The organism is Fictibacillus phosphorivorans (genome assembly GCF_001619875.1).
GTDB lineage: Bacteria > Bacillota > Bacilli > Bacillales > Fictibacillaceae > Fictibacillus > Fictibacillus phosphorivorans_B.
The window spans coordinates 45,765-72,161 of record NZ_LRFC01000037.1; the positions used below are offsets into that span (position 1 = coordinate 45,765).

At 39.0% G+C, this 26,397-nt stretch carries 24 protein-coding genes, 2 tRNA genes and 1 riboswitch; of the genes, 1 reads left to right on the forward strand and 25 read right to left on the reverse strand.

The window, feature by feature from the left end:
• Positions 1-22 precede the first annotated feature (22 nt).
• The 16 genes from ilvE to AWM68_RS15105 all read right to left on the reverse strand — a co-directional run bounded on the left by ilvE (position 23) and on the right by AWM68_RS15105 (position 15,315).
• Positions 23-928 carry a branched-chain-amino-acid transaminase gene (gene ilvE, locus AWM68_RS15030; RefSeq protein ID WP_066243511.1) on the reverse strand — a complete coding sequence of 302 codons (906 nt, stop codon included), beginning with the start codon at positions 926-928 and terminating at the stop codon, positions 23-25.
• 538 nt (positions 929-1,466) lie between these two features.
• Positions 1,467-1,543 (reverse strand) — tRNA-Arg (locus AWM68_RS15035).
• A gap of 189 nt (positions 1,544-1,732) precedes the next feature.
• Positions 1,733-1,806, reverse strand: a tRNA-Gly gene (locus AWM68_RS15040).
• Positions 1,807-1,877: 71 nt separating this feature from the next.
• Positions 1,878-2,420: a metallophosphoesterase gene (locus AWM68_RS15045; RefSeq protein WP_066243513.1), complete on the reverse strand. Its 543-nt coding sequence runs from the start codon at positions 2,418-2,420 to the stop codon at positions 1,878-1,880.
• Positions 2,405-3,016 carry an XTP/dITP diphosphatase gene (locus AWM68_RS15050; RefSeq protein WP_066243516.1) on the reverse strand — a complete coding sequence of 204 codons (612 nt, stop codon included), beginning with the start codon at positions 3,014-3,016 and terminating at the stop codon, positions 2,405-2,407. Before AWM68_RS15050 ends, AWM68_RS15045 begins: the two co-directional genes overlap by 16 nt.
• A 358-nt stretch (positions 3,017-3,374) precedes the next feature.
• Complete coding sequence (locus AWM68_RS15055) at positions 3,375-4,412, reverse strand: GerMN domain-containing protein (protein WP_066244113.1); 1,038 nt, start codon at positions 4,410-4,412, stop codon at positions 3,375-3,377.
• Positions 4,413-4,539: 127 nt separating this feature from the next.
• Positions 4,540-5,334, reverse strand: a complete 795-nt coding sequence (gene racE, locus AWM68_RS15060) for a glutamate racemase (RefSeq protein ID WP_066243519.1) — start codon at positions 5,332-5,334, stop codon at positions 4,540-4,542.
• Positions 5,335-5,597: 263 nt separating this feature from the next.
• Positions 5,598-7,310 (reverse strand): phosphoenolpyruvate--protein phosphotransferase, encoded by a 1,713-nt coding sequence (gene ptsP / locus AWM68_RS15065; protein WP_066243522.1) that lies wholly within the window; start codon positions 7,308-7,310, stop codon positions 5,598-5,600.
• Positions 7,310-7,576 carry a phosphocarrier protein HPr gene (locus AWM68_RS15070; RefSeq protein WP_066243525.1) on the reverse strand — a complete coding sequence of 89 codons (267 nt, stop codon included), beginning with the start codon at positions 7,574-7,576 and terminating at the stop codon, positions 7,310-7,312. Before AWM68_RS15070 ends, ptsP begins: the two co-directional genes overlap by 1 nt.
• A 13-nt stretch (positions 7,577-7,589) precedes the next feature.
• Entirely contained in the window at positions 7,590-9,662 is a 2,073-nt protein-coding gene (gene ptsG / locus AWM68_RS15075; RefSeq protein ID WP_066243527.1) for a glucose-specific PTS transporter subunit IIBC, read from the reverse strand.
• A gap of 203 nt (positions 9,663-9,865) precedes the next feature.
• Positions 9,866-10,723: a glucose PTS transporter transcription antiterminator GlcT gene (gene glcT / locus AWM68_RS15080; RefSeq protein WP_066243532.1), complete on the reverse strand. Its 858-nt coding sequence runs from the start codon at positions 10,721-10,723 to the stop codon at positions 9,866-9,868.
• Between the two features lie 487 nt (positions 10,724-11,210).
• The gene (locus AWM68_RS15085) at positions 11,211-11,435 is read right to left on the reverse strand and encodes a helix-turn-helix domain-containing protein (RefSeq protein ID WP_066243534.1); all 225 of its coding nucleotides are present in this window, start codon (positions 11,433-11,435) and stop codon (positions 11,211-11,213) included.
• Between the two features lie 154 nt (positions 11,436-11,589).
• Positions 11,590-12,057 carry an acyl-CoA thioesterase gene (locus tag AWM68_RS15090; RefSeq protein ID WP_066243537.1) on the reverse strand — a complete coding sequence of 156 codons (468 nt, stop codon included), beginning with the start codon at positions 12,055-12,057 and terminating at the stop codon, positions 11,590-11,592.
• Between the two features lie 115 nt (positions 12,058-12,172).
• On the reverse strand, positions 12,173-12,928 hold the full coding sequence (sdhB, locus tag AWM68_RS15095; RefSeq protein WP_066243540.1) for a succinate dehydrogenase iron-sulfur subunit: 756 nt from the start codon (positions 12,926-12,928) through the stop codon (positions 12,173-12,175).
• A gap of 2 nt (positions 12,929-12,930) precedes the next feature.
• Positions 12,931-14,691, reverse strand: a complete 1,761-nt coding sequence (gene sdhA, locus AWM68_RS15100; protein WP_066243542.1) for a succinate dehydrogenase flavoprotein subunit — start codon at positions 14,689-14,691, stop codon at positions 12,931-12,933.
• A gap of 15 nt (positions 14,692-14,706) precedes the next feature.
• Positions 14,707-15,315, reverse strand: coding sequence for a succinate dehydrogenase cytochrome b558 subunit (locus AWM68_RS15105; protein WP_066243545.1), 609 nt, complete (start codon positions 15,313-15,315; stop codon positions 14,707-14,709).
• A gap of 299 nt (positions 15,316-15,614) precedes the next feature.
• Here AWM68_RS15105 and AWM68_RS15110 point away from each other — a divergent pair, with 299 nt between their 5' ends.
• The gene (locus AWM68_RS15110) at positions 15,615-16,061 is read left to right on the forward strand and encodes a YslB family protein (protein WP_066243551.1); all 447 of its coding nucleotides are present in this window, start codon (positions 15,615-15,617) and stop codon (positions 16,059-16,061) included.
• Positions 16,062-16,099: 38 nt separating this feature from the next.
• Here AWM68_RS15110 and AWM68_RS15115 read toward each other — a convergent pair whose 3' ends face one another.
• The 9 genes from AWM68_RS15115 to AWM68_RS15155 all read right to left on the reverse strand — a co-directional run bounded on the left by AWM68_RS15115 (position 16,100) and on the right by AWM68_RS15155 (position 26,229).
• Positions 16,100-17,338, reverse strand: a complete 1,239-nt coding sequence (locus AWM68_RS15115; RefSeq protein ID WP_066243553.1) for an aspartate kinase — start codon at positions 17,336-17,338, stop codon at positions 16,100-16,102.
• 238 nt (positions 17,339-17,576) lie between these two features.
• A riboswitch (Lysine riboswitch) is annotated at positions 17,577-17,765 on the reverse strand.
• A gap of 66 nt (positions 17,766-17,831) precedes the next feature.
• Positions 17,832-19,613: an excinuclease ABC subunit UvrC gene (gene uvrC, locus AWM68_RS15120; RefSeq protein WP_066243556.1), complete on the reverse strand. Its 1,782-nt coding sequence runs from the start codon at positions 19,611-19,613 to the stop codon at positions 17,832-17,834.
• Positions 19,614-20,097: 484 nt separating this feature from the next.
• On the reverse strand, positions 20,098-20,409 hold the full coding sequence (gene trxA / locus AWM68_RS15125) for a thioredoxin (protein ID WP_066243558.1): 312 nt from the start codon (positions 20,407-20,409) through the stop codon (positions 20,098-20,100).
• Positions 20,410-20,518: 109 nt separating this feature from the next.
• The gene (locus tag AWM68_RS15130) at positions 20,519-21,112 is read right to left on the reverse strand and encodes a histidine phosphatase family protein (protein WP_066243560.1); all 594 of its coding nucleotides are present in this window, start codon (positions 21,110-21,112) and stop codon (positions 20,519-20,521) included.
• A gap of 62 nt (positions 21,113-21,174) precedes the next feature.
• A complete protein-coding gene (locus tag AWM68_RS15135) occupies positions 21,175-22,146 on the reverse strand; it encodes an electron transfer flavoprotein subunit alpha/FixB family protein (protein ID WP_066243563.1) in 972 nt (323 codons plus the stop codon).
• Positions 22,147-22,158: 12 nt separating this feature from the next.
• The gene (locus tag AWM68_RS15140; protein ID WP_066243566.1) at positions 22,159-22,929 is read right to left on the reverse strand and encodes an electron transfer flavoprotein subunit beta/FixA family protein; all 771 of its coding nucleotides are present in this window, start codon (positions 22,927-22,929) and stop codon (positions 22,159-22,161) included.
• A 14-nt stretch (positions 22,930-22,943) separates the two neighbouring features.
• Entirely contained in the window at positions 22,944-23,717 is a 774-nt protein-coding gene (locus AWM68_RS15145; RefSeq protein WP_066243569.1) for an enoyl-CoA hydratase, read from the reverse strand.
• Between the two features lie 28 nt (positions 23,718-23,745).
• Entirely contained in the window at positions 23,746-24,345 is a 600-nt protein-coding gene (locus AWM68_RS15150) for a TetR/AcrR family transcriptional regulator (protein ID WP_066243571.1), read from the reverse strand.
• A gap of 192 nt (positions 24,346-24,537) precedes the next feature.
• A complete protein-coding gene (locus AWM68_RS15155; RefSeq protein WP_156488427.1) occupies positions 24,538-26,229 on the reverse strand; it encodes an AMP-binding protein in 1,692 nt (563 codons plus the stop codon).
• Positions 26,230-26,397: the final 168 nt, after the last annotated feature.

Genomic DNA, 26,397 nt, shown 5'->3' on the forward strand with positions numbered 1-26,397 from the left:
CTGTAACACTCCTATACTTTCTTTATCCCGCTTGAACGGCTTGATTCTTTGAATAAACTTTCACACCTTCTTCAACTACTTTTTTTCTAAACGATTCTAAAAGTTTATTTGTATGTTCTCCTGGTGAACCGCTTCCGATAACTCTGCCATCCACTTTTACAACTGCGATGACTTCTGCAGCAGTACCTGTTAAGAACACTTCATCTGCTACATAAACATCGTGTCTCGTAAACGGCTCTTCTACCATGTTGTAGCCTTGGTCGCGTGCAATCTCAACAATTGCATTTCGCGTGATTCCTTCAAGCGCTCCCAAGTAACCTGGAGGTGTCTTGATGGTATTGCCTTTTATAATAAATACATTGTCAGCCGAACCTTCCGCCACATAGCCTTGATCATTTAGCATAAGTGCTTCACTTACACCAGCAAGACTTGCTTCAATCTTTACTAGAATATTGTTTAAATAATTTAGTGATTTCACTTTAGGACTTAAAACATCTGGACGATTTCTTCTGCTTGCTACAGTTATGATCTCTAACCCCGTTTCATAAAGCTTTTTAGGAAATAGAGCAAGCTGTTCTGCGATTACGATGACTCCCGGCTGGCCGCAAGTGAAAGGGTCCAATCCTAAATTTCCTTTTCCTCGTGAGATAACAAGCCGAATATAAGCATCACGATATTTATTTTTCTGGAGCGTTTCGACAATGATGTCTGTTAACTCTTCTTTAGTGTGGGGAATTTTAAGCATAATGGATTGAGCCGATTCATATAAACGCTGAAGATGTTCGTCTAAACGATATACATTGCCGTTATAAACACGAATACCTTCAAACACCCCATCTCCATATAAAAATCCATGATCATAAACTGAGACTTTGGCGTCGTCTTTTAATACGTACTCACCATTAACGTAAACCCATTGCTCCTGCATCGTGATCCTCCTTTTCTTTACATTTTAAATTATTAGAATTTTTTAAAAATAAGTTAATAATTGTTGACAATATTACGCCCATATTCCGTAAGGGTCAACCATCAATTTTATGTTTTTTTCTTATTTTCTGACTTTTCAGTTATTTTGTATCCGCTTACATTCCTATAGGCATAGGGATATGGAGCGATGCAAAAGCCAATTGTAAACATTTTTAAAGCGCTTACAATACAGGGCATGTTTTAGAGATTTTTTTTGGAATGCCGAAGTTGTCGTTTGAATTATGATTAGTACTTCTAATGTTGCTAATTACGAGCTAAAATCATTTTAATTACGAGGTAATCCAAGATATATACGTGTATAACACTTTTAATTCCGTAGATAAAATTATTTATCCGATTTTCGACAAATAATCTGCTTATGAAGGCAAGTTTGAAAAAAACCATCACGATCAAGACAAAATCAAAACAAAAAAACACACCTGAATGTCCTTTAATGGAGGACATCAGGTGTGTCTAAAAGTAATTGTATGTAAGTATTATGGCGTCCCAGGAGAGATTCGAACTCCCGACCGTACGCTTAGAAGGCGTATGCTCTATCCGGCTGAGCTACTGGGACATATGTATTGGAGCCCATTCCGCATAGCAATGCGCTTTCCGCATTTACCATGCGCTGCGGGCACACAGTGATTTGTTCCACCTGTCGACCGTGGATACAAATATGTTTTTATAACATGCTTTTTAAGTGTAAGATCTGATAACTTTAGATGTAACTTTTCATGTGCCATTTGAACGTGAGAAAAACAAATGGAGCGGGTGATGAGAATCGAACTCACGACCAGAGCTTGGAAGGCTCTTGTTTTACCACTAAACTACACCCGCAGACAATTTAGATCTTGTCGCGACGACATAACTAAATATACATGATATCTAAAAAAGAGTCAACCACTTTCTTAAACTTTTTTATTTTTATTATTTTTCTCTTTCACAAAGGTCTTGCATAACGAATCTATACGTATACCCTCTAATGAATAAAAACTTACTGAAACAACGTCTTCTTCGATCTCAAGTATCGCATATGTCTTCTCAAACGACCCTCTTGGCAGCCTTATACTTCCTGGATTGATGAAAATCATTCCTTCACGTTCAAAGGCTTCTGCAACATGTGAGTGTCCAAAACAGGCTATTTTTGCCCCTGTTTCTTCTGCTCGATATCCAAGAGAAAGATATGACATCTTCACATCGTACAAATGACCGTGAGTAATATATATACATGTTTGTTCTAACAATTCAATCGATTCGTTTGGTAAATCGTCGCCTAAATAATCCATATTTCCTTTTACAGTTACAAATCCAGACAGTTCCCCTGCATTAGTCGATAATTCGGAATCACCACAATGTATCATTAAATCAACTTGACCTTCATAACGCTTTTTTAACATGATTAATTCATCTTTTAATCCATGACTATCACTAACGATTAAGGCTTTTCCCATAGCAGGTCCTCCTCATTGATCAGATTCTTTAGTTTCTTTAAAGCGACAGCTCTGTGGCTTATTTTATTTTTTTCTTCTTTTGCTAGTTCGGCCATAGAACGATTTAAATGAGGAACATAGAAGATTGGATCATAACCAAATCCTTTAGAACCCCTTTTTTCCCTTAAAATTTTACCTTCACATTCACCATTTACAACGATTGTCTTTTTATTAGGCATTGCGAAAGCCAAAGCACATACAAAACGAGCACTTCTTTGTGTATCAGGTACGTTTTGAAGTTCAGCTAAAACTTTGCTCATGTTATCTTCATCACTTTTCTGGAGGCCAGCATATCTTGCAGAGTAAACTCCAGGCTTTCCTTCCAATGCATCGATTTCCAAGCCTGAATCATCAGCGATCACAGGAATGTTCATCTGTTGAGAAATCGTTTCCGCTTTTAAGATAGCATTTTCTTCAAACGTCGTTCCAGTTTCTTCAACATCTGGACTTCCTTCAATATCTGTTAAAGAGAGGATTTCATGTCCAAGATCCTCAAACATCGATTGAAATTCTTTTACCTTTCCTTCGTTTTTTGTAGCGATTAAGATTTTCATTATGTAAACCTCCGTTTTATAAAAGTCTTTTTCTAAAAGCTGTTTTCGCTTCCATGGTTGCTATTGAAAGTAGTTGATTTCCGTACTATTGATAAGCTTCTCAGATGGCACCTATTGCAGAAATTTACTTTCTTCACTTGCAAGTTGGTTGTAGCGAAAGGTTGCCGACTCCTACGGGACGAGCGGTCAGGTGGAGACTCCTAATGGCGCAAGCGGCAGGAGGCTCACCGTACGCCCCGTGGAAAGCGAGCACCTGGAACGGATATCAACGACTTCTAAGACTTAGAAAGTTTAACGAAATAACCTCATTAAAAAAGAGACGATTCTCTCGTCTCTTTACTGTATCACAACCGATTTGATTTTAAAATTCACCTGTATTTACTTCTTTTGGTCTTGAAACGGGTGCTGTAAGTTCTTTACCTTTTTCATTAAAGATCTTTGATTTACCATCTACTTTAATCGCTACTTTCTTTACTTCTGAAAGTTCAGTTAAAGAAAGAACGATTGAATTTAATACTTCGTCAGCAATCATGCTCTCTTCTTTGTTATCTAACAAAGCTCCGTTAAAGTTAAGTGTAACTACACCATCTTTAACTACAGGTGTACTCAAGAGCTTCACATCTGTTCTAAAATCCGTAAGAAGGGTGCTTTCTGCAGATGGGCCGTCAATCAAATGCTTGATTGTTGCGGTAACTTTATCTGTTCCTTCTTTAGCTACTCGGCGTGTAACTGGTACATAATACGTTTGATCTTGAGTCTGAGCTAAGAAATACAGAGTTACGAGTTCACTGTTTGTAATATCAGCAACGCTGCCATTCTCGAGGTTAATCCCATCTACTCTGCTTACACCATCCCCAACAGGCGTATTGTTTACAGGCATTGAATTTTGATTCTTTCCGTCGATTTGAATCTTTACCTTTTTGATATTATCAAACTGTGTAAGTGTGAATGTAATAGCTTGGAGAATTTTCATTTCATCTGCAGCGTTATATTCCGTAAATTCTTTTGAGAAGTTTGCAGTCGCAGTCCCCTTCTTAATGTTTACAGATAGAACTTCTGTATCTGCCGGTAATACAGCTTGAAATCCATTGGGCAGAATATTGCTTACAGGACCATCTTTAACGAGATACTGCAAAACTTGCTTAGCTGTTTCATCATTTTTTGGAAGAGCTAGAACCTGCGGCACAACCATCCCATTGCTGTCGAATAAAAACAACTGTCTTTTTTGAGTTTGCTCAGCACTAGCCGCTTTGTCTTTCTTACCTAGTGACTGCCCTTCCTTCACATAGTTCACTTTTGGGGGATCAAGCTCGTTTCCTGCTTTCTCTCCCCCAATTCCGCAACCCGATACCAGCAATGACACTGACAATAAAAGCAGCGGAGCCCCTGATTTCATCATTTTGCGCATACTTTCCCTCCTCAAGTGGTTGTACTATTATGTATACGAGCTATATTCCTCTTATAGACCACTTGTACAAAAAATAAAAAGAGCAGAATCTTTAATAATAGATTCTGCTCTTACCCACTTATAACGATATGCACTCTACTTTTTCAATTTTACGATCAAGCCAATGGTTTGCAATTTGAAGAAAATGACTACTTTCTGCTGTAGCTATGAATCGATGGTCAGGTTTGGCATCTTTCGTATTTAAAAGACCACTATGATCGAGAATGACAGAAACTTCACGTGCTGTTTCCGCACCAGAGCAAATAAGCTTAATGTGCTTTCCCATCACCTGCTGAATCACTGGTCGTAACAACGGATAATGTGTACAGCCAAGTATTAATGTATCGATGGAAACATCTTTTAATGGGTACAGAGTTTCTGAGACTGCGTTCAGTGTTTCTTCGCCTGAAAGCTTTCCTTGCTCCACAAGAGGTACAAAAAGTGGACAAGCTAGACTTTCAACAATAATATCGTTACGAATCTGCTTCAGCACCTGCTTGTAAGCACCACTATTAATCGTACCCACTGTCCCAATTACGCCAACATGATTGTTTCGTGTCACTTTCAATGCTGAACGTGCTCCAGGATGTATGACACCGAGAACAGGAATATCTAGCTTTTTTTTCGCCTCTTCTAAGACTGCAGCCGTGGCTGTATTACATGCTATAACTAGCATTTTAATTTCCTGCTTTAAAAGGTAGTTAATCATTTCCCATGTATATGTCCTAACCTCTTCAAATGGTCTTGGACCGTACGGACACCTTTTTGTATCACCTAAATAAATAATTTCTTCTTTTGGGAGCTGCTTCATGATTTCTCTTGCTACCGTTAAGCCTCCCACTCCTGAGTCAATGACTCCAATTGGTCTGTTCAAAAACATCGCCTCATCTCTATATACATATTGGCGTCAATCATTGTTTTCTATTCTGCTAATAATTTTATGAAATTGCAATAATAATCGTTAAAAAATTTATATTTGTGGCTCAAATCCAAAATAACGGTTGAATAGCTTTTTGTTCGTAGTTGAATTTTGCACGCTTTCCACGGGGTGAAGCATCCGTAACGGAAATCAACTACTTTTAAAGTCAACCTAAAGAAAAGGACTATGGAATCTTCCCCATAGCCCCTTCTTCTTATTTAGAAGTTCTCTTCCGCAAATTTCACGACATCTTCCATCGTTTCCATCTGTAAGATCTGATCGATATGCGAGCTGATCTTTTCTTTAGATAGACTTAAGATTTGGCTGCGCGCTGGGAGTACAGATGTGGCACTCATAGAGAACTCATCAAGCCCTAATCCTAAAAGAATAGGAATTGCGATTGGATCTCCAGCCATCTCACCGCACATTCCAGCCCATTTGCCTTCTTTGTGAGCTGCGTCGATAACCATTTTAACTAGTCTTAAAATAGCAGGATTGTATGGCTGATAAAGATATGAAACCTGTTCATTCATACGATCTGCAGCCATCGTGTATTGAATCAAATCGTTTGTACCGATGCTGAAAAAGTCAACTTCTTTAGCAAAAGTGTCTGCCATTACAGCAGTTGATGGAATCTCAACCATGATACCAACTTCAATAGAATCAGAAACTTCAATTCCTTCTGCCACGAGCTTTTCTTTTTCTTCAGTTAAAATCCCTTTAGCTTCACGGAACTCTCCAAGAGTTGCGATCATTGGGAACATAATTTTTAAGTTCCCATATCGGCTAGCTCGAAGAAGTGCTCTAAGCTGTGTACGGAAAATATCCTGTTCTTCTAGGCAAAGGCGAATCGCACGGAATCCTAGGAACGGGTTTAATTCTTTAGGAAGATTTAGATAAGGAAGTTCTTTATCGCCTCCGATATCAAGCGTGCGGATAACAACAGGTTTCCCTTCCATTTTCTCTAAAACTTCACGATATGCATTGAACTGCTCATCTTCTGTAGGAAGCTGGTCACGGCCCATGTATAAGAATTCAGTACGGTAAAGCCCTACACCTTCCGCTCCGTTCTCTAATACACCTTTAACATCCGCGGGTGTACCAATATTTGCAGCAAGTTCGACTTGAACGGAATCACTTGAGAATGTTTTTTCATTCACTAACTTTGCCCATTCTTCTTTTTGCTTCTGATACTGTTTTTGTTTTTCTTCGTAAGTAGCAATTTCATCTTCAGAAGGGTTTACAATGACATGCCCATCTAAACCATCGATGATTACCATTACGCCGTTCTCAACTTTTTCAGTAATCGTTTTCGTTCCAACTACTGCAGGAATTTCCATAGAACGAGACATAATCGCAGAGTGAGAAGTTCTTCCTCCTATGTCTGTTGCAAAACCTTTAACAAAATTACGGTTTAATTGAGCCGTATCAGATGGAGTTAAATCTTCAGCAAGAATGACAACTTCTTCAGAAATACTTGCAGGTGTAGTGAATGTTACATTTAACAAATGTGCTAAAACACGCTTTGAAACGTCACGGATATCTGCTGCACGTTCTTTCATATATTCATTATCCATTGATTCGAACATATTAATGAACATGGATGATACATCATCCATTGCTGCTTCAGCATTTACTTTTTCATTTTCAATCTTTTGTTTTACAGCATCAACGAGTTCTGGATCGCTTAGTACAAGAAGATGGGCAGCAAAAATAGCTGCCTTGTCTTCGCCTAGTTCTTTGTTCGCTTTTTCCTTAATAACAGAAAGTTCCTCTTTTGAAACAGAAAGCGCCGAATCAAAACGTTCGATTTCACTCGCTGAATCTGTGATCGATTTTCTTTCAATCGTTAATTCAGGGTTCTGAAAAACGAACGCTTTAGCGATTGCGATGCCGGCTGATGCTGCAATACCTGAAATTTTTTCAGACATTACTCACCAAGCCCTTCCTTTTTCATAACATCCGCTAAAGCTGCAATTGCTTCTTCTGCATCTGATCCTTCTGCTTTGATCACGATTGAAGATCCTTGTTGAATGCCAAGGCTCATAACACCCATGATTGATTTTAAGTTAACGCTTTTTCCATTGTAATCAAGTGTAATATCTGAGCTGAACTGACCTGCTTGGTTAACTAATGTTGTTGCTGGACGTGCGTGAATTCCTGATTCGCTTGTTACTTTAAATGTTTTTTCTGCCATGATAATTACCCCTTTATTTTTTAAATGTAATAATATTTTCTTCTTCTAAAGCGACAGTCCCTGTTTTTTCAACGGAAACCGTTTCACCCGCTAAATTCGTAAACACGATCGGCGTTATGATCGATGGAGCATTTTCCTTAACAAAGTTCAGATCAACCTTTAAGATTTTCTGACCAATTTTCACTTTGTCGCCTTCAGAAACAAAGCTCTCAAATCCTTCACCTTTAAGTTTGACTGTGTCGATACCAAAGTGGATTAGGATTTCTTTACCTGAATCTGACTCAATACCAATAGCATGTTTAGTCGGGAAGATATTGATTATCTTACCATTAACCGGTGAAACCACCAAGCCTTCTGCCGGCTCAATTGCAAATCCGTCACCCATCATTTTTCCTGAGAACACTTGATCAGGAACTTCTGTGATCGGAAGTATTTTCCCTTTAATCGGTGAAACGAAACGATCATCAGTAGAAATTGAAGATGTTGGATTAACAACTTCCGTTTCTTTCGTATCGACAACTTTTCCTTGCTCAGGCGTTTTCTCGATATTTTTTGGCTTTGCTACTGTTTTACCATTCATAATATCTTGGATTTCACTCTTAATCGTATCAGAACGCGTTCCGAAGATAGCTTGGATGTTGTTACCCATTTCAAGGACTCCAGAAGCTCCAAGTTTTTTCAAACGATCTTTGTCAACTTCCTTAGGGTTATTAACAGATACCCGTAGTCGAGTGATACATGCATCAAGGTTAGATATATTGGATTCCCCGCCAAGACCTTCTAATATATTTGCGGCAAGAGAATCTTTATTGGACGCACTAACATTTGTTTCAACTTCGTCATCAACGATCTCTCTTCCTGGTGTTTTCAAGTTCCATTTGCGAATCGCAAAACGGAATCCGAAGTAATAGATAACAGCGAAGACTAAACCTACAGGAATAACAAGCCACCAATCTGTACGGTTAGGAAGAACTCCGAACAGCAAGTAATCAATTACACCACCAGAGAATGTCATCCCTATTTTAACATTTAACAAATGCATGACCATAAAAGAAAGTCCTGCAAAGATAGCATGAATTCCAAAAAGTACTGGAGCAACAAATAAGAATGTAAACTCAAGTGGTTCAGTAATCCCTGTTAAGAAGGATGTTAGTGCTGCTGAACCCATTATACCTGCTACTACTTTCTTGTGCTCAGGACGAGCTTCGTGATACATAGCAAGCGCCGCTGCTGGAAGTCCAAACATCATGAACGGAAACTTACCTGTCATGAATGTACCAGCTGTTAACTCAACGTTATCTTTTAACTGTGCAAAGAAGATCGCCTGGTCACCACGCACAAGTCCTTCGGCAGCTGACTTGTATGAGCCGAATTCGAACCAGAACGGCGAATAGAAAATGTGATGCAACCCGAATGGAATCAATGATCTTTCAATCACTCCGAATATAAAGGCAGCAACCGTTAAGTTTGAATTGATCATACTCTCAGAGAACGTATTAAGTCCATGCTGAACTGGAGGCCAGATGAACGTCATTACGATACCAAGTGCTAAAGCAGAAACCGCCGTAATGATTGGAACGAAACGTTTACCAGCAAAGAACCCTAAATATTGAGGAAGTTCAATATTGTAAAAACGCTTATATAAATAAGAAGCCAGAATACCTACGATGATACCTCCAAACACACCTGTTTGAAGTGTTGGGATTCCTAGTACGTTCGCAAAAGAAGGATCTTTTCCGACCATATCAGGTGTAACCCCTTCAATAACACTCATTGTTACGTTCATAATTAAGTATCCGATGATTGCAGCTAATCCTGCTACACCTTCACCGCCAGCAAGTCCAACGGCAACACCAACTGCAAATAGCAAGGATAAATTGGCAAAAACGATGTCACCCGATTTCTCCATTACATCTGCAACAAGCTGAAACCATGAAGCATCTAATGCTGGTATTACTTCGATCAAAGCTGGGTTCTTGAACGCATTACCAAAGGCAAGCAGCAAACCTGCAGCTGGCAGAATGGCTACCGGCAGCATCAGTGCTTTACCTACGCGCTGAAGAACACCAAAAAGTTTTTTCCACATAGGAAGTCCTCCTTTAATTTTGATAACCCTTCCATTTACTTCCGCATAAAACAAAAAAAGACATAAATAAGAAACATGAGCAAAATTTGTCTAATCAGATATTAATATATCCTAATTAGATCTCTGCTACACTTTTGTTTCTTACTTATGCCTGATCGAATCAGTAACACGTAAAAACGATATAATGTATATTCATTTACTAATTACAGTTTGTCTTCATTGTCGTAACGCGAAAGCCTTTGCAAATGCATCGTTAAGTACACAGCTTCTGCATGTGGCACGGGTTTGTTTAAGGTATTTTGCATTACCTTTATCAACTTCCACGCCAAATTGTAGCACACCGGATATTCTTCTTTCAACACTTTTGCTAACTTTTCTTGTTCTTCCATAATATCTCCCATCGATATTCGTTCGATGGCATGACGCAAGTGGCGAACTAGCCGCAAATAATTGATGCTTTTTGTATCAATCGTCACGTCTAATGAATGCTGAATCATCTGCATCAGAGTATTAATCAATTGAGAGTGCTTTTTAATATCGGTTACACTTTTATTTGTAATTGCACTATGAATATGGAGTGCAACAAATCCAATCTCCCCTTCTGGAAGATGGATGCCAAGGGACTTATTAATCATTTCAATTACTTCTTCTGCTACGGTATATTCTTTAGGGTAGAGGGTCTGTGTCTCAGTAAGAAATGGATTTTTAATATCTAAACCTTGTTCCAATCGTTTAATGGCGAATGTAATGTGATCTGTAAGTGCTACATGAATATGTTCATTCAAGTCATTCTCAAATCTTGTTCTTATATGAACGATTACATCATTTATTAGTTCAACAATCTTTTCATCTATGTGATTTAGGAGAGTCTTGTATTGTTCTTGCTCGTTTTCATCTTTTAAAACAAACAGCTTGTCTACTTGGTCAGGAAGAATCGGCTCTCCATGCTTTTTTCCAAAACCAATCCCTTTTCCGATTACGATTCGCTCTTCGCTCGAAGAATCCGTGACAATTACCACATTATTGTTAAGTACTTTTTTTACTTGAAGGTTTTTGTTCATGAATTTTCACCTTTTTCATTTAGGTCCATAAACCACTAACATCATAACTTTCATCATAGCTGAAGATGGACAGAAAAATCAATTACACTTTTTGCCTGCATATAAAATTCTGTAGTTTTTAAAAAGTCATGCTGTTTTCGTATTCATTGTTGCCTTTGATAGTAGTTGCTTTCCGTTTCAGGTGCTTCGCTTTCTGCGGGGCAGGTGGTGAGCCACATTATTGGCACTGCCCGCCTGTCACGCAGGACAAGGAAGGCTTCGGCTGCGTCGCATCGCACGAAGAAAATTGCTTTTTATATTCGAGGAGTCTCACACCTTCCACTCCAAGCAAATTGTCAAAGAAGCGAATGAACAAAAAGATTAAAAAGCAACCATCCTTTAGAAAACAGCCAAAGCAATAGATTCTGCGAAAACACCTTCATAAAGATATGCATACTTTTTATTCTTGCAAACTGAAAACGGCTTTCGCTTGAAAGCCGCTTCCTGACTAAATCTCGAGTTCTCCAAGCCTCAATAACTCTACAACGGCTTGAGAGCGTCCTTTAACCCCAAGCTTTTGCATGGTATTCGAAATATGGTTTCGAACGGTTTTCTCACTAATGAAAAGCTGCTCTGCAATCTCTTTTGTGGTCTTATCTTGGACCAATAGTTCGAAAACTTCTCTCTCTCTTTTTGTAAGTAGAGGCTTCGGTCGGTAGTGTTTATCTTTCAATGAATTCACCCCTCCTTGCTAGGGTTTAGGAACCGCCAACGAATATTGGAAGTATTTAGTCAACATATAGTATGTAGGAAGACAGATGTGAGTGACTTGGTTCATTTAAAAAGTCATTATAATATTACAGATTAAACAAAAAAGAAGCCCATTTTTAAACACGGGCTTCTTTGGAAAAGTTTTGAAGTTGTTTTTTTAGCTCTTCACTCCATTTTACTGGCCTTCCATTCTGTCTTGAGATCTGAACGATCGCACCTCTTCCCGTAAATACAGAAACTTGTTTTTCATTTATACCTAAATAATGAATGTCAATGGAAGATGAACCTACTTCATTAATTTTTACATGCACTCTTATTTTTTCGTCGTATAATATCTGAGCCAAATAATCACATTGCAGGTCTGCGACAACCGGAATCTCTGCAGAATTCGGAGCTCCCCAATCAGTCATTAGCCCCAACTCTCTGAACATTGCTATTCTTGCCTCTTCCATATAGGTGAAGATGTTTGTGTTATTTACATGCCCAAAACCATCGATCTCACCAAAACGAACTCTTAATTCATGATAAAAGGAAAAGCCATTGCTCCATTCATCCATATTTGATATGTAATCTTGTCTAGCCATGTCTTACCGCCTCTCATAGTTAAAACGTGTTTGGCCACATAACGGCCAAAGGGAAAAGGGATTGTAAAAAAGCTTCTCCCTAAACGAGAGAAGCCTTTTTAAATTATTATCACTCTTAACGATCGCTTCCAAAGAAGTTTTTAAATGCTTGGAAACTCGTATCACGATTTAGTGCTGCAATTGAAGTTGTTAAAGGAATACCTTTTGGACAAGACTGAACACAGTTTTGAGAATTTCCGCAAGATGCGAGTCCTCCGTCATCCATGATTGCATTCAAACGTTCTTCTTTGTTCATTTCGCCAGTTGGATGAGCATTGAACAAACGAACTTGTGACAATGGTGCAGGACCGATAAAGTCTGACTTGGAGTTTACGTTCGGACATGCCTCTAAGCAGACACCGCAAGTCATACATTTTGATAACTCATATGCCCATTGACGTTTCGTTTCAGGCATACGAGGACCAGGTCCAAGATCGTACGTACCGTCAATTGGAATCCACGCTTTAACTCGTTTAAGCGCATCGAACATTCTGCTTCTGTCGATTGCCAAGTCACGGACAACCGGAAAAGTTTTCATTGGCTCAAGACGAATCGGCTGTTCTAATTGATCAACTAGTGCCGTACAAGATTGTCTAGGCTTCCCATTGATTACCATTGAACAAGCTCCACAAACTTCTTCTAAACATCCCATCTCCCATGTTACGGGAGTCGTAGCTTCCCCTTTTGAATTTACTGGGTTTCTACGAATTTCCATAAGAGCAGATATTACATTCATATTCGGACGATGAGGAATCTCAAACTCTTCTAAATATGGGGCAGTTTCTGGGTTATCTTGTCTGGAGATGATGAATTTCACCATTTTTGTGCTCATACTTACACCCCTGCCTTCTTCTTAGAATAGTCACGTTTACGTGGCTGGATAAGCGATACATCTACATCTTCGTATTCAAATTCTGGTCCGTTTGTCGCAGGATTGAATTTCGCTTTTGTCGTTTTTAACCATTGCTCGTCATTACGTTCAGGGAAGTCAGGCTTGTAATGTGCTCCACGGCTCTCATCACGGTTAAGCGCACCTAGCGTAATAACACGAGCAAGCTGCAGCATGTGCCAAAGCTGACGAGTAAACGAAGCACCTTGGTTGCTCCACTTAGACGTATCGTTAATATTAATGTTCTTATAGCGCTGCATCAATTCTTGAATCTTTTCATCCGTTTGCTTCAACTTATCGTTGTAGCGAACCACTGTTACATTGTCCGTCATCCATTCACCTAGTTCTTTATGGATCACATATGCATTTTCAGTTCCATCCATAGAAAGGATATTGTTATATACTTCTTGATCTTTCTTAACTTGGTTTTCAAATACAGAAGAAGAAACATCTTCAACCGTTTTTTCTAACCCTTTAATATACTTAACAGCTGATGGACCTGCCACCATACCTCCGAAAATAGCAGAAAGCAACGAGTTTGCTCCTAATCTATTAGCGCCGTGGAATTGATACTCACATTCACCAGCGGCAAAAAGACCCGGAATGTTTGTCATTTGATCATAATCTACCCACATGCCACCCATTGAATAGTGAACAGCTGGGAAGATTTTCATTGGAACTTTACGTGGGTCATCACCCATAAACTTCTCATAGATCTCAATGATTCCGCCAAGCTTGATATCTAATTCCTTAGGATCTTTATGAGAAAGATCGAGGTATACCATGTTCTCGCCATTAATTCCTAACTTTAAATCTACACATACATGGAAGATTTCACGAGTAGCAATATCACGAGGTACAAGGTTTCCGTAAGCAGGATATTTCTCTTCAAGGAAATACCAAGGCTTACCGTCTTTATATGTCCAAACACGTCCACCTTCACCACGCGCTGACTCACTCATGAGTCGAAGCTTATCATCACCAGGAATTGCAGTAGGGTGAATTTGGATAAACTCGCCATTTGCGTAATAAACACCTTGCTGATAAAGAGAAGATGCAGCACCACCTGTGTTGATTACAGAATTCGTTGATTTACCAAAGATAATACCAGGACCACCCGTTGCCATAATTACGGCATCAGCTGCAAAGCTTACAATCTCCATCGTTTTCAAGTTCTGAGCAGTAATCCCGCGACATTGGCCTTCGTCGTCAATAATCGCCGATAAGAACTCCCAGCCTTCATACTTTGTTACAAGACCTGCAACTTCATGACGTCGAACTTGCTCGTCAAGCGCGTATAAAAGCTGCTGACCTGTTGTAGCACCTGCAAATGCTGTACGGTGATGTTGAGTTCCACCGAAACGACGGAAGTCAAGCAATCCTTCAGGTGTTCTGTTGAACATTACACCCATACGGTCCATTAAGTGTATGATTCCTGGAGCCGCATCACACATTGCTTTTACAGGCGGCTGGTTTGCTAAAAAGTCTCCGCCGTAAACAGAGTCATCAAAATGCTCCCATGGTGAATCTCCTTCACCTTTTGTATTTACAGCACCGTTTATACCACCTTGAGCACAAACAGAATGCGAACGTTTTACTGGAACTACTGAAAAGAGGTCAACATTTACACCAGCTTCAGCTGCTTTAATTGTAGCCATTAATCCGGCGAGACCTCCGCCAACAACAATAATTTTTTGATTACTCAATTTGTCTCACCCCTTTTAAATGAATGCAAAGATTGTTCTAACGCTAACAATAGCAAGTGCTACGAAAACAGCCATTGTTACGTATGTTGTAATTTTCTGTGAACGAGGCGAAACTGTAAGGCCCCAGCTGACAAAGAACGACCATAATCCGTTAGCAAAATGGAATACCGCAGATAAAACACCTACAAGATAGAAAGCAACCATGAATGGAGAACTTAAGATATCTGCCATCATATCAAAGTTTACTTCTTGTCCAAAAGCAGCTTGTACGCGTGTTTCCCAAACGTGCCAAGCAATAAAAATCAATGTGATCACGCCTGTTACACGCTGAACAAGGAACATCGCATTTCGGAAATAGCCATAACGGGAAACGTTATTTTTTGCTTGGAATGTAATGTAGAGTCCAAACACTGCATGAAACAATAGTGGTAAATAGATAACAAACGTTTCTAGGAAAATACGAAACGGTAAACTTTCCATAAAGTGCGCCGCTTTGTTAAATGCTTCAGCATCCCTTGTTGCAAAATGGTTTACAACTAAGTGCTGAACGAGAAAAAGCCCGATCGGAATTACTCCTAATAATGAATGAATTCTTCTGTTAATAAAATCTCTACTGCCAGCCATTTTCTTGCCCCCTTCAAATTTAGCCTCTCTCTGGCTGCTAATCTTTGTTCCTCTCCACATGTAAGCGTTTTAAGTTCCTCTTTTAGAGGATGTGTTAAACAATTAGTTTAATTAACTAGCAACATGTCCATTTTACTCCCATCGTTTGACACCGTCAAGAAAACGCTAACAACTTAATGCTTAAATTTAATTGATAAATCAACGTTTTTTACTGTTAAGATTTTCGACAAATACCGATAGTTGCTATAGAGTTTAAACAGCATTCCCGTTATAATGAAAATAGAAAGAAGGGATGCAGAATGTTTAAACAAAAAACAAAGGATGATAACACCCCTGTAGAACAGCTTTCTGTTTCAGCTTTTGGGTATGAAATCCTTCGAAGCGATTTGTTGCCTGAACTTCTCGGTAAACAAGAACGAAATATTCTCTATTGGGCAGGAAGACACTTAGCCAGAAAATATCCTTTACATACGATGGAAGAAGTACATGCATTTTTTATTGAAGCAGGCTGGGGTAATCTTGAAATGATTGAAGCATCAAAAACAGAAATGCTTTTCTCACTAAGCTCTCAACTCATTGAGCAGCGTATCGAGAATACGGATCACCAAACGTTCAGCTTAGAAGCAGGTTTTCTAGCAGAGCAAGTCCAGCTGCAAAAAAAATGTACAACTGAAGCATTAGAATCTGTAAAACGAAACAAAGTTTCAATCACTGTTCAATGGGATAAAAAAGATACGATCGAATAACACTAAAGCCGGCATAAGCCGGCTTTTTGAATGTTTGATTACGTATTCTGTACAGGAACACGAGCATCCAGTTCAAATACATCATGCAGCGTTTCAATAGATTTGATCATATCTTGTTGTTTTACAACGGTTGAAACCTTAATTTCTGATGTGCTTACCATCTTGATCATAATATCTTGATCTGACAAAGCTTTGAACATTTTAGCAGCTACACCAGGATTGGAAATCATTCCTGATCCCACAATAGAAACCTTTGCAAGTTCCCCTTCATAGCTGATTGATTCAAATCCTAATTGCTCTTGATGTGCAGCAAGTACTTCTTGTGTTTCAGACAAAGAGCTAGATTCGATCGAAAACGAAATATTCGTTTTTTCTTCATTTAATACATTTTGAATGATGATATCTACATTAATTCCATTTGAAGCAAGTATCGTAAACAGTTCTGCTAATGCATGAATCTCATTAGGAATCGCTGAAACTGTAATTTTCGTTATATTTCCTTCAAACGCTAATCCTCTTACCATTAAGTTTTGTTCCATTGATGCTTCCTCCTCTACTAACGTTCCGCGCTCTTCACTCATACTCGATCTAACTTCTAACGTAATGGAATAGTTTTTTGCGAACTCTACTGCTCTTGGGTGCAGCACGCCTGCTCCAAGGTTCGCCATTTCCAGCATCTCATCATAAGAGATAGAAGGTATTTTTCTTGCTGATTTTACAACCCGAGGATCAGTCGTATAAACTCCTGTAACATCTGTATAGATATCACATCTGTCTGCTTTTAATGCCGCAGCTAGTGCAACAGCCGTAGTGTCCGACCCGCCTCGTCCAAGAGTAGCAATATCTTTCGTCTCTGGTATCAGTCCTTGAAAACCTGCAACAACAACGATGTTTCCTTCCTTTAGTAAACCGTTTATTCTTTCTGAATCGATGTCTAGTATCCTAGCATTCGAAAAAGCATTCTCTGTTTTAATTCCAGCTTGCCAGCCTGTTAAGGATTGAGCTTTGTAACCTTCTTGATGAAGAGCCATCGTTAATAGCGCAATCGTAACTTGTTCTCCAGTAGTAAGAAGCATATCCATTTCACGCTTTGAAGGATTCTGATTGATCTCACCGGCAAGTCTAACGAGTTCATCTGTTGTTTTACCCATTGCAGAAACAACAACAACCACTTCATTCCCGCCATCTACTTCATGGATGATCCGTTTTGCAACATTTTGTATCCGTTCGACTGAACCAACACTTGTACCACCGAATTTTTGTACGATTCTCCCCATGTTTTCTCCAATTCCCTTCTTGTTGTTTTATTCTATCTCGTTAAATAGAAAACTTTGTTGACGTTCAATCTTTCACGTCTACTCAGTTGCATTTTTACTTCAGAAAGAATTTTCCAACTGCACGATCTTTACCGCGCTTAAAAAGTTATAGTATTCTGAAAGTAATAACAAAAAAAGCAACAATAAGGAAAAAACCTTATTGTTGCTATTATCCGCAGCAAGCCAAGTTTGTTTCCCCTAGTGAGATAGTCCTCCACACAAATCCTGGGGGGACTTGTGTGACAGCTCTGTATTTATTCAATACAGGTCCAGCATAAAAGGCTAGAAGTCCTTTTACACTTCGGCAAGAATCCCCTTTCCTCCATCTTCTTAAGAGCTTCTACTCTTCAGATGGTCTACTATTGGTTCCTGCTCCTCTACCATCACTTCATTCGAAGCATGGCATTATTTATAAAGTTGGCTCCATTTTAACAAAGTTATCCTTCAACTGCAACTACTCATTTGATAAAAATGCTTTTGTAATGAGTTCTGCCACAGGTTTAGGCACTCCCGCTTCTTGTATATCCTCAACAGACGCTTCCTTTAGTTTTTTTAACGAACCAAAATGACGAAGAAGCATCTTCTTTCTTTTATCTCCAATCCCAGCTATGTTATCTAAAGTGGATTCAAACATACTTTTTGAACGTACTTTACGATGAAACGAAATCGCAAATCGATGCACTTCATCCTGAATTCGCTGCAAAAGATAAAATTCCTGACTGTTTCTTGGCAAATGAATCATTTCTGGAGGGTCACCAAGCCAGAGCTGTGATGTTCTATGCTTATCATCCTTCGCCAGCCCTGCGACAGGGATAAAAAGATTGAGCTCATTTTCTAAAACATCCTGAGCGGCTTTAATCTGACCTTTTCCTCCATCAATTAGGATCAGATTTGGAAGTTCTCCTTCTTCCCTTAAAACTCTTGTGTATCTTCTCCTGACGACTTCTTTCATAGAAGCGTAATCATCAGGACCTTCCACCGATTTTATCTTATATTTTCTGTAATCTTTCTTATATGGTTTTCCATCTACAAAAACCACCATGGCTGAAACAGGATCTGTTCCGTGAATATTGGAGTTATCAAAAGCTTCAATTCGATATGGTGGAGTCACACCCATTCTCTCACCTAGGTTTTCTACTGCTTTTATCGTTCTAGCTTCGTCCTGTTCGATTAGTGCAAATTTTTCGTTTAAAGCAAGTGTCGCATTTTTAGTGGCCAATTCAACCAGCTCTTTCTTTTGACCCTTTTTAGGCTGATGCACTTTTACTTGAAGAAGCTCTGAAACGAGTTCAGCGTCTACTTCTTGCGGAAGGAGGATTTCTTTAGGAAGCAGATGATTTTTTTGCAGATAAAATTGGCCAATAAATGTCAGTAGATCCTCATGTGCCTCGCCGTAAAAAGGAAAAACTGAGATATCCCTAGCGATCACTTTACCTTGACGGATAAAAAAGACCTGGACACACATCCAGCCTTTATCAAAATGGTATCCAAATACATCTCGATCCACGAGATCTGCGGTCATCATCTTCTGCTTTTCCATTACGGCTTCGATGTACTGGATCTGATCGCGAAGTTCTTTTGCCCTTTCAAAGTTTAGGGCTTCAGAGGCTTCAAGCATCTTTTCAGATAACTGGCTTTTGACATCTTGATATCCGCCATTCAGAAATTTCACAATGCCTTCTACCATATTCTTGTTTTCTTGTTCTGTAATATCGTAAACACATGGTCCTAAACATTGACCAATATGATAGTATAAACACACACGTTTAGGCATCGTGTCGCATTTTCTTAGCGGGAAAATACGGTCTAACAGTTTTTTCGTTTCTTGGGCCGCATATGCATTCACAAACGGTCCAAAATATTTTCCGCCATCCTTTTTAATTTTCCTTGTGTATAAAAGTCTTGGCTGTTTTTCTGAAGTAACTTTTAAATATGGATAGCTTTTATCATCTTTCAGCATGACATTATAACGAGGATCATGCTTTTTTATAAGATTCATCTCAAGAACTAAAGCTTCCATCTCAGTAGATGTAACAATATATTCAAAGTCTCTGATCTCACTGACAAGTCTTTGTGTTTTCCCATCATGTGTTCCGGAAAAGTAAGATTTCACTCGGTTTTTTAGAACCTTTGCTTTACCTACATAGATTACTTTACCGAACTCATTTTTCATGAGATAGCATCCAGGCTGATCAGGTAGAAGCATTAATTTTTGTTTTACAGATATAGAGGTCATGTCATCCCCCACCTTTAACTTCATTGCAGTCTTTTTTGTTTATCATAACATGTATGTGCTAAATCAATATACTATCGTGAATAAATTTCCATATATATTCATTTATCGACAATATTTCCTAGAAAATATTACAAAAGAGAAGGATGGTTTTTCTTTTGAGCTCCTTTCTATGATGCTTGCTTGTATCGGTTGTACACCTGAACCCATCAATATGTCTTTTCCTGCATAGCTACAAGTAGTTGATTTCCGCTCCAGGATGCTCGCTTTCCACGGGGTGTACGGTGAGCCTCCTGCCGCTTTGCGCCGTTGGGAGTCTCCACCTGACAGCTCGTTCAGTAGGAGTCTCGCACCTTGCGCTTCAATCAACTTGCAAATAGAAGAGAATTGATTGAAAAGTAACATTCTTTTTAAAAAGACTATATTAAAAAACTTAAATCTATCCCACAAAAAAAAAGCCCGAAGTTCGGGCTTTTTTGAAGATGGCTTACTTATGTTTGTTTAAAAGCTCTACTAATGCTTCTTTAGGTTGGAAACCTACAACTTGGTCAACCACTTGACCATCTTTGAATACTAGTAAAGTAGGAATGCTCATTACACCATATTTACCAGCTGTTTCTTGATTTTCATCAACATCCAGCTTAACTACTTTTAATTCTTCCATTTCTTGATCTACTTCTTCAAGTACTGGAGCAATCATTTTACAAGGTCCGCACCACGGTGCCCAAAAGTCAGCAAGTACTAAACCTTCGTTCGTTTCTGTATTAAATGTTTGATCTGATGCATTAACAATAGCCATTTATTTGGCCTCCTTTTAACAAAGTGTAAACAAAGTATATATCACAAATTACTCAGTTGCTAATAGTTTGCTCAACCTTATGGTACCCAAGTTTTCATTTCAACAAACGTTAAATAGTCGCTGTCTCTTCAAGGTGCTTTTGACAATTAAACAATTCGCATTTCCAGATCTCTTCAGGTGTGAGTTGGAAAACAGAGAAAGACGTGTTATTCAGCCCGTACCATCGATCAGTCTTGTCTTGTAGAAGATCTTTAAAGATTCTTACAAGAAGAGCACCATGCGTCACAATCAGCACTTTTTGATTTTTATGGTTATCTGTAATTTCCTTTAAAGCAGCTTTCCATCGAAGGTCTGCCTCTTCATCCGTTTCTCTGCCGAGATTAAGGTTCTTCCAATCCTCTCCCCAGCGTTCCACCCGCTCAGCTTCCGTTGTCCCTTCTGTTTCGCCGAACGAAATTTCTCGCAGTCTCTCATCGGCTATAACAGGTAAATCCATAACCCTACTTAAAGCTTCAGCTGTCTTAAAAGCCCTTTTTAGCGGACTTGCATATATGACATCCCATTTTTCATCAATAAATCTTTCAGCCAGCCTATCAGCCTGATATATTCCGTTTTGATTTAGAGGTATATCTTTACAGCCTTGCGCTCTTCTTTCTGTGTTCCAATCCGTTTCACCATGACGGATAAATGCAATTGTAGTCATCCAACACCCTCCATATCCGATAAAAAAACGTCCAACTTTGGACGTTTTTTATCGTTTTTATTCTATACTAACACTTTCTTAAACTCTTCTGTTAACAAAGGCACTACTTCAAACAGATCTCCGACAATTCCATAATCAGCAATAGAGAAGATGCTTGCCTCTGGATCTTTATTGATCGCTACGATAACTTTAGAGTTGGACATACCTGCTAAATGCTGAATAGCCCCTGAGATTCCACAAGCAATATATAAATCTGGAGTAACAACTTTACCAGTTTGGCCGATTTGAAGCGAGTAATCACAATAATCAGCATCACATGCACCACGAGAAGCACCAACAGCTGCTCCCAGAACATCTGCAAGCTCTTGAAGAGGTTTGAATCCATCTTCAGATTTCACACCGCGTCCGCCCGCAACGATTATTTTTGCTTCAGAAAGGTCGACACCTGTTGATGCTTTACGAACAACTTCTTTTACAATTGTTCTTAAGTCCTTGATATCAACAGAAACTGCCTTGACTTCTCCTGATCTAGACTCATCCTTCTCTAGAGGCGTAATGTTGTTTGGACGAATCGTTACGAACACTAATCCGTCGGAAATTAATTTCTTCTCAAATGCTTTACCTGAATATACAGGACGAGTAAATACAGTGTTCTCACCAGCTTGTTCAAGACCTGTTACATCAGAGATCAGGCCAGATTCTAAGCGGGCAGCAAGTCTCGGTGATAAGTCTTTACCAAGCGATGTGTGTCCGAATACGATGGCTTCTGGACTCTCGTCATCTATGATTTTCTTTAATGTTTGAAAGTACCCATCTGGTGTATAGTTTGCAAGTTTCTCATTTTCCGCTACAAGTACACGATCAGCTCCATAGTGAATTAATTCTGTCGCTAACGACTGAACAGAGTCACCACATAATACTGCGAAAACTTCTCCGCCGCCAGAAATTTCTTTTGCTGCTGCAATTGCTTCAAATGAAACATTACGTAATGCACCGTCACGGGATTCTGCAAGTACTAAAACTTTTTTTGCCATGATGACTCCTCCTTATATTACCTTTGCTTCATTTCTTAACAGAGATACCAGTTCTTTCACTTGGTCTGAAGTTTCACCTGATAGAATTTTCCCAGCTTCCTTCTTAGGAGGAAGATAAACTTCTACTGTTTTTGTTTTTGCTTCCACATCATCTTCATCAATATCGAGATCGTCTAACTCTAAGGTTTCCAGCGGTTTTTTCTTTGCTTTCATGATTCCCGGCAGAGAAGGATAACGAGGCTCATTCAATCCTTGTTGCGCTGTTACTAATAGTGGAAGAGTCGTTTCAATTTTCTCAAGATCCCCTTCAACGTCACGTTCAATATTTACAGTTGTTCCATTCACTTCAATCTTAGTAATGGTTGTAACGTGAGGAATATCTAGAAGTTCTGCAAGACGCGGACCTACTTGACCTGTTCCGTTATCGATCGCAACGTTTCCACCTAGAATAATGTCGTACTCTTTGTCTTTAAAGTAAGCCGCTAATACAGATGAAGTCGTAAATTGATCTTGGCTATCTAAGTCTTCATTTGAAATAAGTACCGCTTGATCAGCACCCATCGCTAGAGCCGTACGAAGTTCTTTCTCTGAATCTTCATCCCCAACCGTCACAACTGTTACGGTACCGCCGTGAGCATCCTTTAACGTAATCGCTTCTTCGATTGCATACTCGTCATAAGGATTTATGATAAATTCTGCGCTGACTTCTGAAATCTTATTGTTTGAAACAGAGATTTTTTCTTCTGTGTCAAAAGTACGTTTTAAAATAACAAAAATGTTCATCGTTACCCTCCTAATTATCGGTCCTGAAATTCAGGCTTTCTTTTTTCAATAAAAGCAGCAATACCTTCTTGTCCGTCGAAACTTTTAAATGCTTTGCCAAACAATTCTTGTTCTTTCTCTGCCCCTTTTTCATAAAGGCCGTGTTTTGCATAATTCAATAACTCTAGTGTGTACTTGATTGATACAGCACTTTTTTCTGAGAAATCCCCAGCCATTTTGTAAGCCTTTTCAAAAAGTTCTTCAGCTGGAAAAGCGTCATTAGCTAAACCATATGTGACAGCATCTTTTCCAGAGATCGGTTTACTCGAAAGAAGCATCTCGCAAGCTTTAGGTACTCCAACAAGCTGAGGAAGCCTTTGCGTTCCCGCAAAACCGGGGACTAGACCTAGCGTGAGTTCCGGAAGTCCTAGTTTTGCATCTTCTGCAACAAGTCTAATGTGGCAGCTCATCGCAAGTTCCAAACCACCGCCAAGAGCCGCACCATGAATTGCAGCGATTACCGGTTTTGAGAATTGTTCAATCCGGTTGAAAACATCTTGACCTTTTTTTCCTAGCTCTGCGAAACCTTTTTCATCAGGTACTTCTGTAAATTCTTTTATATCCGCTCCTGCTGAAAAGAATCGGCCTTCTCCAAGAATGACAACGACTTTTATAGAATTATCGTTTTCAATCTGATCGAGCGCTCGGTCAATTTCTTGAATAACCCCAGTAGATAACGCATTGGCTGGTGCGCGATTAAGTTTAATAGTTGCCACTTTATTCTTCGTTTCGATTTGTATGAATTCCAATTGTACAGCCCCTCCTTATTGATAAATATCAAGGTGATTGATCAGACCTAACTGACAGACCGTTAACAAGCATTTGGTGTACAGGTCCTGCAAGAGCAGGAAGATCATATCGATGATCATTCATTACCCAGTTTGTAGCCGTTTCATCGATTGTTCCGAAAATCATTTGTCGAGCCAATCTGTAATCCATGTTCTTTACAAACACACCTTCATTCATGCCATCTTTTAAAATAGAGTCGATTAAATTCAAATAACGCTTTAATACTTCTCCTATTTTTGCACGAAGCTGTCTATTTGTTTGACGGAGTTCTAGCTGTGTAACGATTGATAGTTCAAAATCAGCAGTGAGTTGCTTAAAGTGCATCTCAACAAGAATTCTAAGCTTCTCTATAGCTGAGTCATTGCTTTTCAGCTCGTTTTCTGTCTTTTCGATAAAGGTCCCCATCTTTTCATTAAAAACAGAAACAAGCAGATCTTCTTTATTTTTAAAATATAGATAGATGGTGCCATCGGCGACACCCGCTTCTTTCGCTATCTTTGAAACTTGGGATTGATGATAACCATTTTCTGCAATCACATTAACAGCAGCATCAATTATTTTTTCGTATTTTGGACCTTTACGTTTCATTGCCATCGCCTCTTTTGTATAAGACAATCACTTTGTTAAAAATGAATGATTGTTCATTCATAATTGTAAAACAAATCTTTCTTTTCTGTCAATTTCATTATGTCACTTTTTGAAGAGATTTTACAAGTTTAAGTTAAAATGAACTGTGAAAAGTATGATTTTCCACATAAAAAGCCGCCAATAGGCAGCTTTTTATGTTTTATTTGTTGCTTTTTCACGTTCTTCTTCTAATAGAACTCTTCTTAATATTTTTCCTACCATCGTCTTCGGAAGTTCATTCCTAAACTCGTAAAGTCTTGGAACTTTAAAAGAAGCAAGGTGTTCTCTGCAGAATTTGTTTAATTCTTCTTCTGAACATTCCGTTCCTTCTTTTAATACAACAAAAGCTTTAACTGTTTCGCCTCGATATTCATCTGGAACACCAACAACGACAGCTTCTTTCACTTTTTCATGTTCATAGAGAACTTCTTCTACTTCACGTGGATAGATGTTAAAACCGCCAGCGATGATCAGATCCTTCTTACGGTCCACGATATAAAAATATCCATTTTCATCCATGTAACCCATATCCCCTGTGATCAGCCAATCTTCCTTGAAAACGGATGCGGTTTCCTCCGGCTGATTCCAATAGCCTTTCATAACTTGAGGTCCTCGTACAGCCAATTCTCCGATCTCTCCAGGTTCTGCCCATTCACCTGTTTCAGCAGAGATGATAGTTGCCTCAGTATTCGGCCATGGTAAACCGATGCTTCCTTTTACTTGTTTTCCGTAGATGAGGTTGGCATGTGTAACAGGTGATGCTTCAGTAAGCCCATATCCTTCAACCAGGGAACCAGATATGATCGCCTGAAATTTCTCTTGAACTTCTAGTGGTAGTGCTGCCGAACCACTGATACACGCCTGAATAGAAGATAAATCATACTTCTTTAAATCTGGATGATTAAGCAACGCGATATACATGGTTGGAGCTCCCGGAAAAAGTGTAGGGCGTTCCTTATGAATCGTTTTAAGCACTTGTGCAGGATCAAAGCGAGGCAAAATAATCATCTCTGCTTTTGTAATGATGCCTAAATTCATAACACACGTCATGCCATATACATGAAAAAATGGCAAAGCACCAAGGATTTTTTCCTTACCGTCTCTATTCTTGTACATCCATGCATTGCATTGCAGCGCATTTGTCACTAAATTCTTGTGCGTGAGCATTACACCTTTTGCAGGACCTGTAGTACCTCCTGTGTATTGCAGGAGCGCAAGATCTTCATCTGGTACAATCTCTGTTTGAGGTTTAATCGCCTGTGAACGTTTAAGCAGCTCACGAAACGAATGAACTTCGTGATTGTAAGAAATATCTACGACTACTGTTGGGTTCTGCCTTTTTTGAACAAAAGGATAAAGTATATTCTTTGGAAATGGCAGATAGTCTTTAATTGATGTCATGACAATATGCTCTAGGTTCGTATCTCCACGAACTGCCGAGATCCTGCCAAACAACAAATCTAACCCAACGATAACTTTTGCACCGCTATCAGAAAGTTGATGAAGAAGTTCTCTTTCTGTATAGAGCGGATTGGTTTGAACTACGATCGCACCTAAGAAAAGGGTTCCGTAATAAGCAATCACAGCCTGCGGACAGTTAGGCAGCATGATAGCGACCCGGTCTCCTTTTTTTACTCCAAGTGTTGATAGAGCATGTGCAAAACGCAAACTACTTTCGTGAAGCTCACCAAATGTTAATGTTTTCCCTAAGAAATGGACAGCAGTATAGTCTCTTTTTTCTTCTGCTGCTAACTCTAAATACGCGAATAAAGGTTTGCTGTCGTAATCAAGATGTCCCGGAATTTCACTTGGGTAACTGTTAAGCCACCGTCTTTCCACTTGCATCTCCTCCTTTAATTCACGCCTTCCTTCAAAATTTCTATATCTTTATTCCTATTATATTGAAAACGAATACATTTTTACATACTTTTTTAAAAATTTAAAATTATCGGTTAAATAATTTGGATAATCGTTGTATTTCGTTTCTCAAAACTGATATGTGTTTATTCAAGT

What these genes read in the sequence shown, in the direction of transcription:
- ilvE (WP_066243511.1), bottom strand. Translation starts at nt 928, where the DNA reads ATGCAGGAGCAATGGGTTTACGTTAATGGTGAGTACGTATTAAAAGAC.
- AWM68_RS15045 (WP_066243513.1), bottom strand. Translation starts at nt 2,420, where the DNA reads ATGGGAAAAGCCTTAATCGTTAGTGATAGTCATGGATTAAAAGATGAA.
- AWM68_RS15055 (WP_066244113.1), bottom strand. Translation starts at nt 4,412, where the DNA reads ATGATGAAATCAGGGGCTCCGCTGCTTTTATTGTCAGTGTCATTGCTG.
- ptsP (WP_066243522.1), bottom strand. Translation starts at nt 7,310, where the DNA reads ATGTCTGAAAAAATTTCAGGTATTGCAGCATCAGCCGGCATCGCAATC.
- AWM68_RS15070 (WP_066243525.1), bottom strand. Translation starts at nt 7,576, where the DNA reads ATGGCAGAAAAAACATTTAAAGTAACAAGCGAATCAGGAATTCACGCA.
- ptsG (WP_066243527.1), bottom strand. Translation starts at nt 9,662, where the DNA reads ATGTGGAAAAAACTTTTTGGTGTTCTTCAGCGCGTAGGTAAAGCACTG.
- glcT (WP_066243532.1), bottom strand. Translation starts at nt 10,723, where the DNA reads ATGAACAAAAACCTTCAAGTAAAAAAAGTACTTAACAATAATGTGGTA.
- AWM68_RS15090 (WP_066243537.1), bottom strand. Translation starts at nt 12,057, where the DNA reads ATGGCTAGACAAGATTACATATCAAATATGGATGAATGGAGCAATGGC.
- sdhB (WP_066243540.1), bottom strand. Translation starts at nt 12,928, where the DNA reads ATGAGCACAAAAATGGTGAAATTCATCATCTCCAGACAAGATAACCCA.
- AWM68_RS15105 (WP_066243545.1), bottom strand. Translation starts at nt 15,315, where the DNA reads ATGGCTGGCAGTAGAGATTTTATTAACAGAAGAATTCATTCATTATTA.
- AWM68_RS15110 (WP_066243551.1), top strand. Translation starts at nt 15,615, where the DNA reads ATGTTTAAACAAAAAACAAAGGATGATAACACCCCTGTAGAACAGCTT.
- AWM68_RS15115 (WP_066243553.1), bottom strand. Translation starts at nt 17,338, where the DNA reads ATGGGGAGAATCGTACAAAAATTCGGTGGTACAAGTGTTGGTTCAGTC.
- uvrC (WP_066243556.1), bottom strand. Translation starts at nt 19,613, where the DNA reads ATGACCTCTATATCTGTAAAACAAAAATTAATGCTTCTACCTGATCAG.
- trxA (WP_066243558.1), bottom strand. Translation starts at nt 20,409, where the DNA reads ATGGCTATTGTTAATGCATCAGATCAAACATTTAATACAGAAACGAAC.
- AWM68_RS15130 (WP_066243560.1), bottom strand. Translation starts at nt 21,112, where the DNA reads ATGACTACAATTGCATTTATCCGTCATGGTGAAACGGATTGGAACACA.
- AWM68_RS15135 (WP_066243563.1), bottom strand. Translation starts at nt 22,146, where the DNA reads ATGGCAAAAAAAGTTTTAGTACTTGCAGAATCCCGTGACGGTGCATTA.
- AWM68_RS15140 (WP_066243566.1), bottom strand. Translation starts at nt 22,929, where the DNA reads ATGAACATTTTTGTTATTTTAAAACGTACTTTTGACACAGAAGAAAAA.
- AWM68_RS15150 (WP_066243571.1), bottom strand. Translation starts at nt 24,345, where the DNA reads ATGAAACGTAAAGGTCCAAAATACGAAAAAATAATTGATGCTGCTGTT.
- AWM68_RS15155 (WP_156488427.1), bottom strand. Translation starts at nt 26,229, where the DNA reads ATGCAAGTGGAAAGACGGTGGCTTAACAGTTACCCAAGTGAAATTCCG.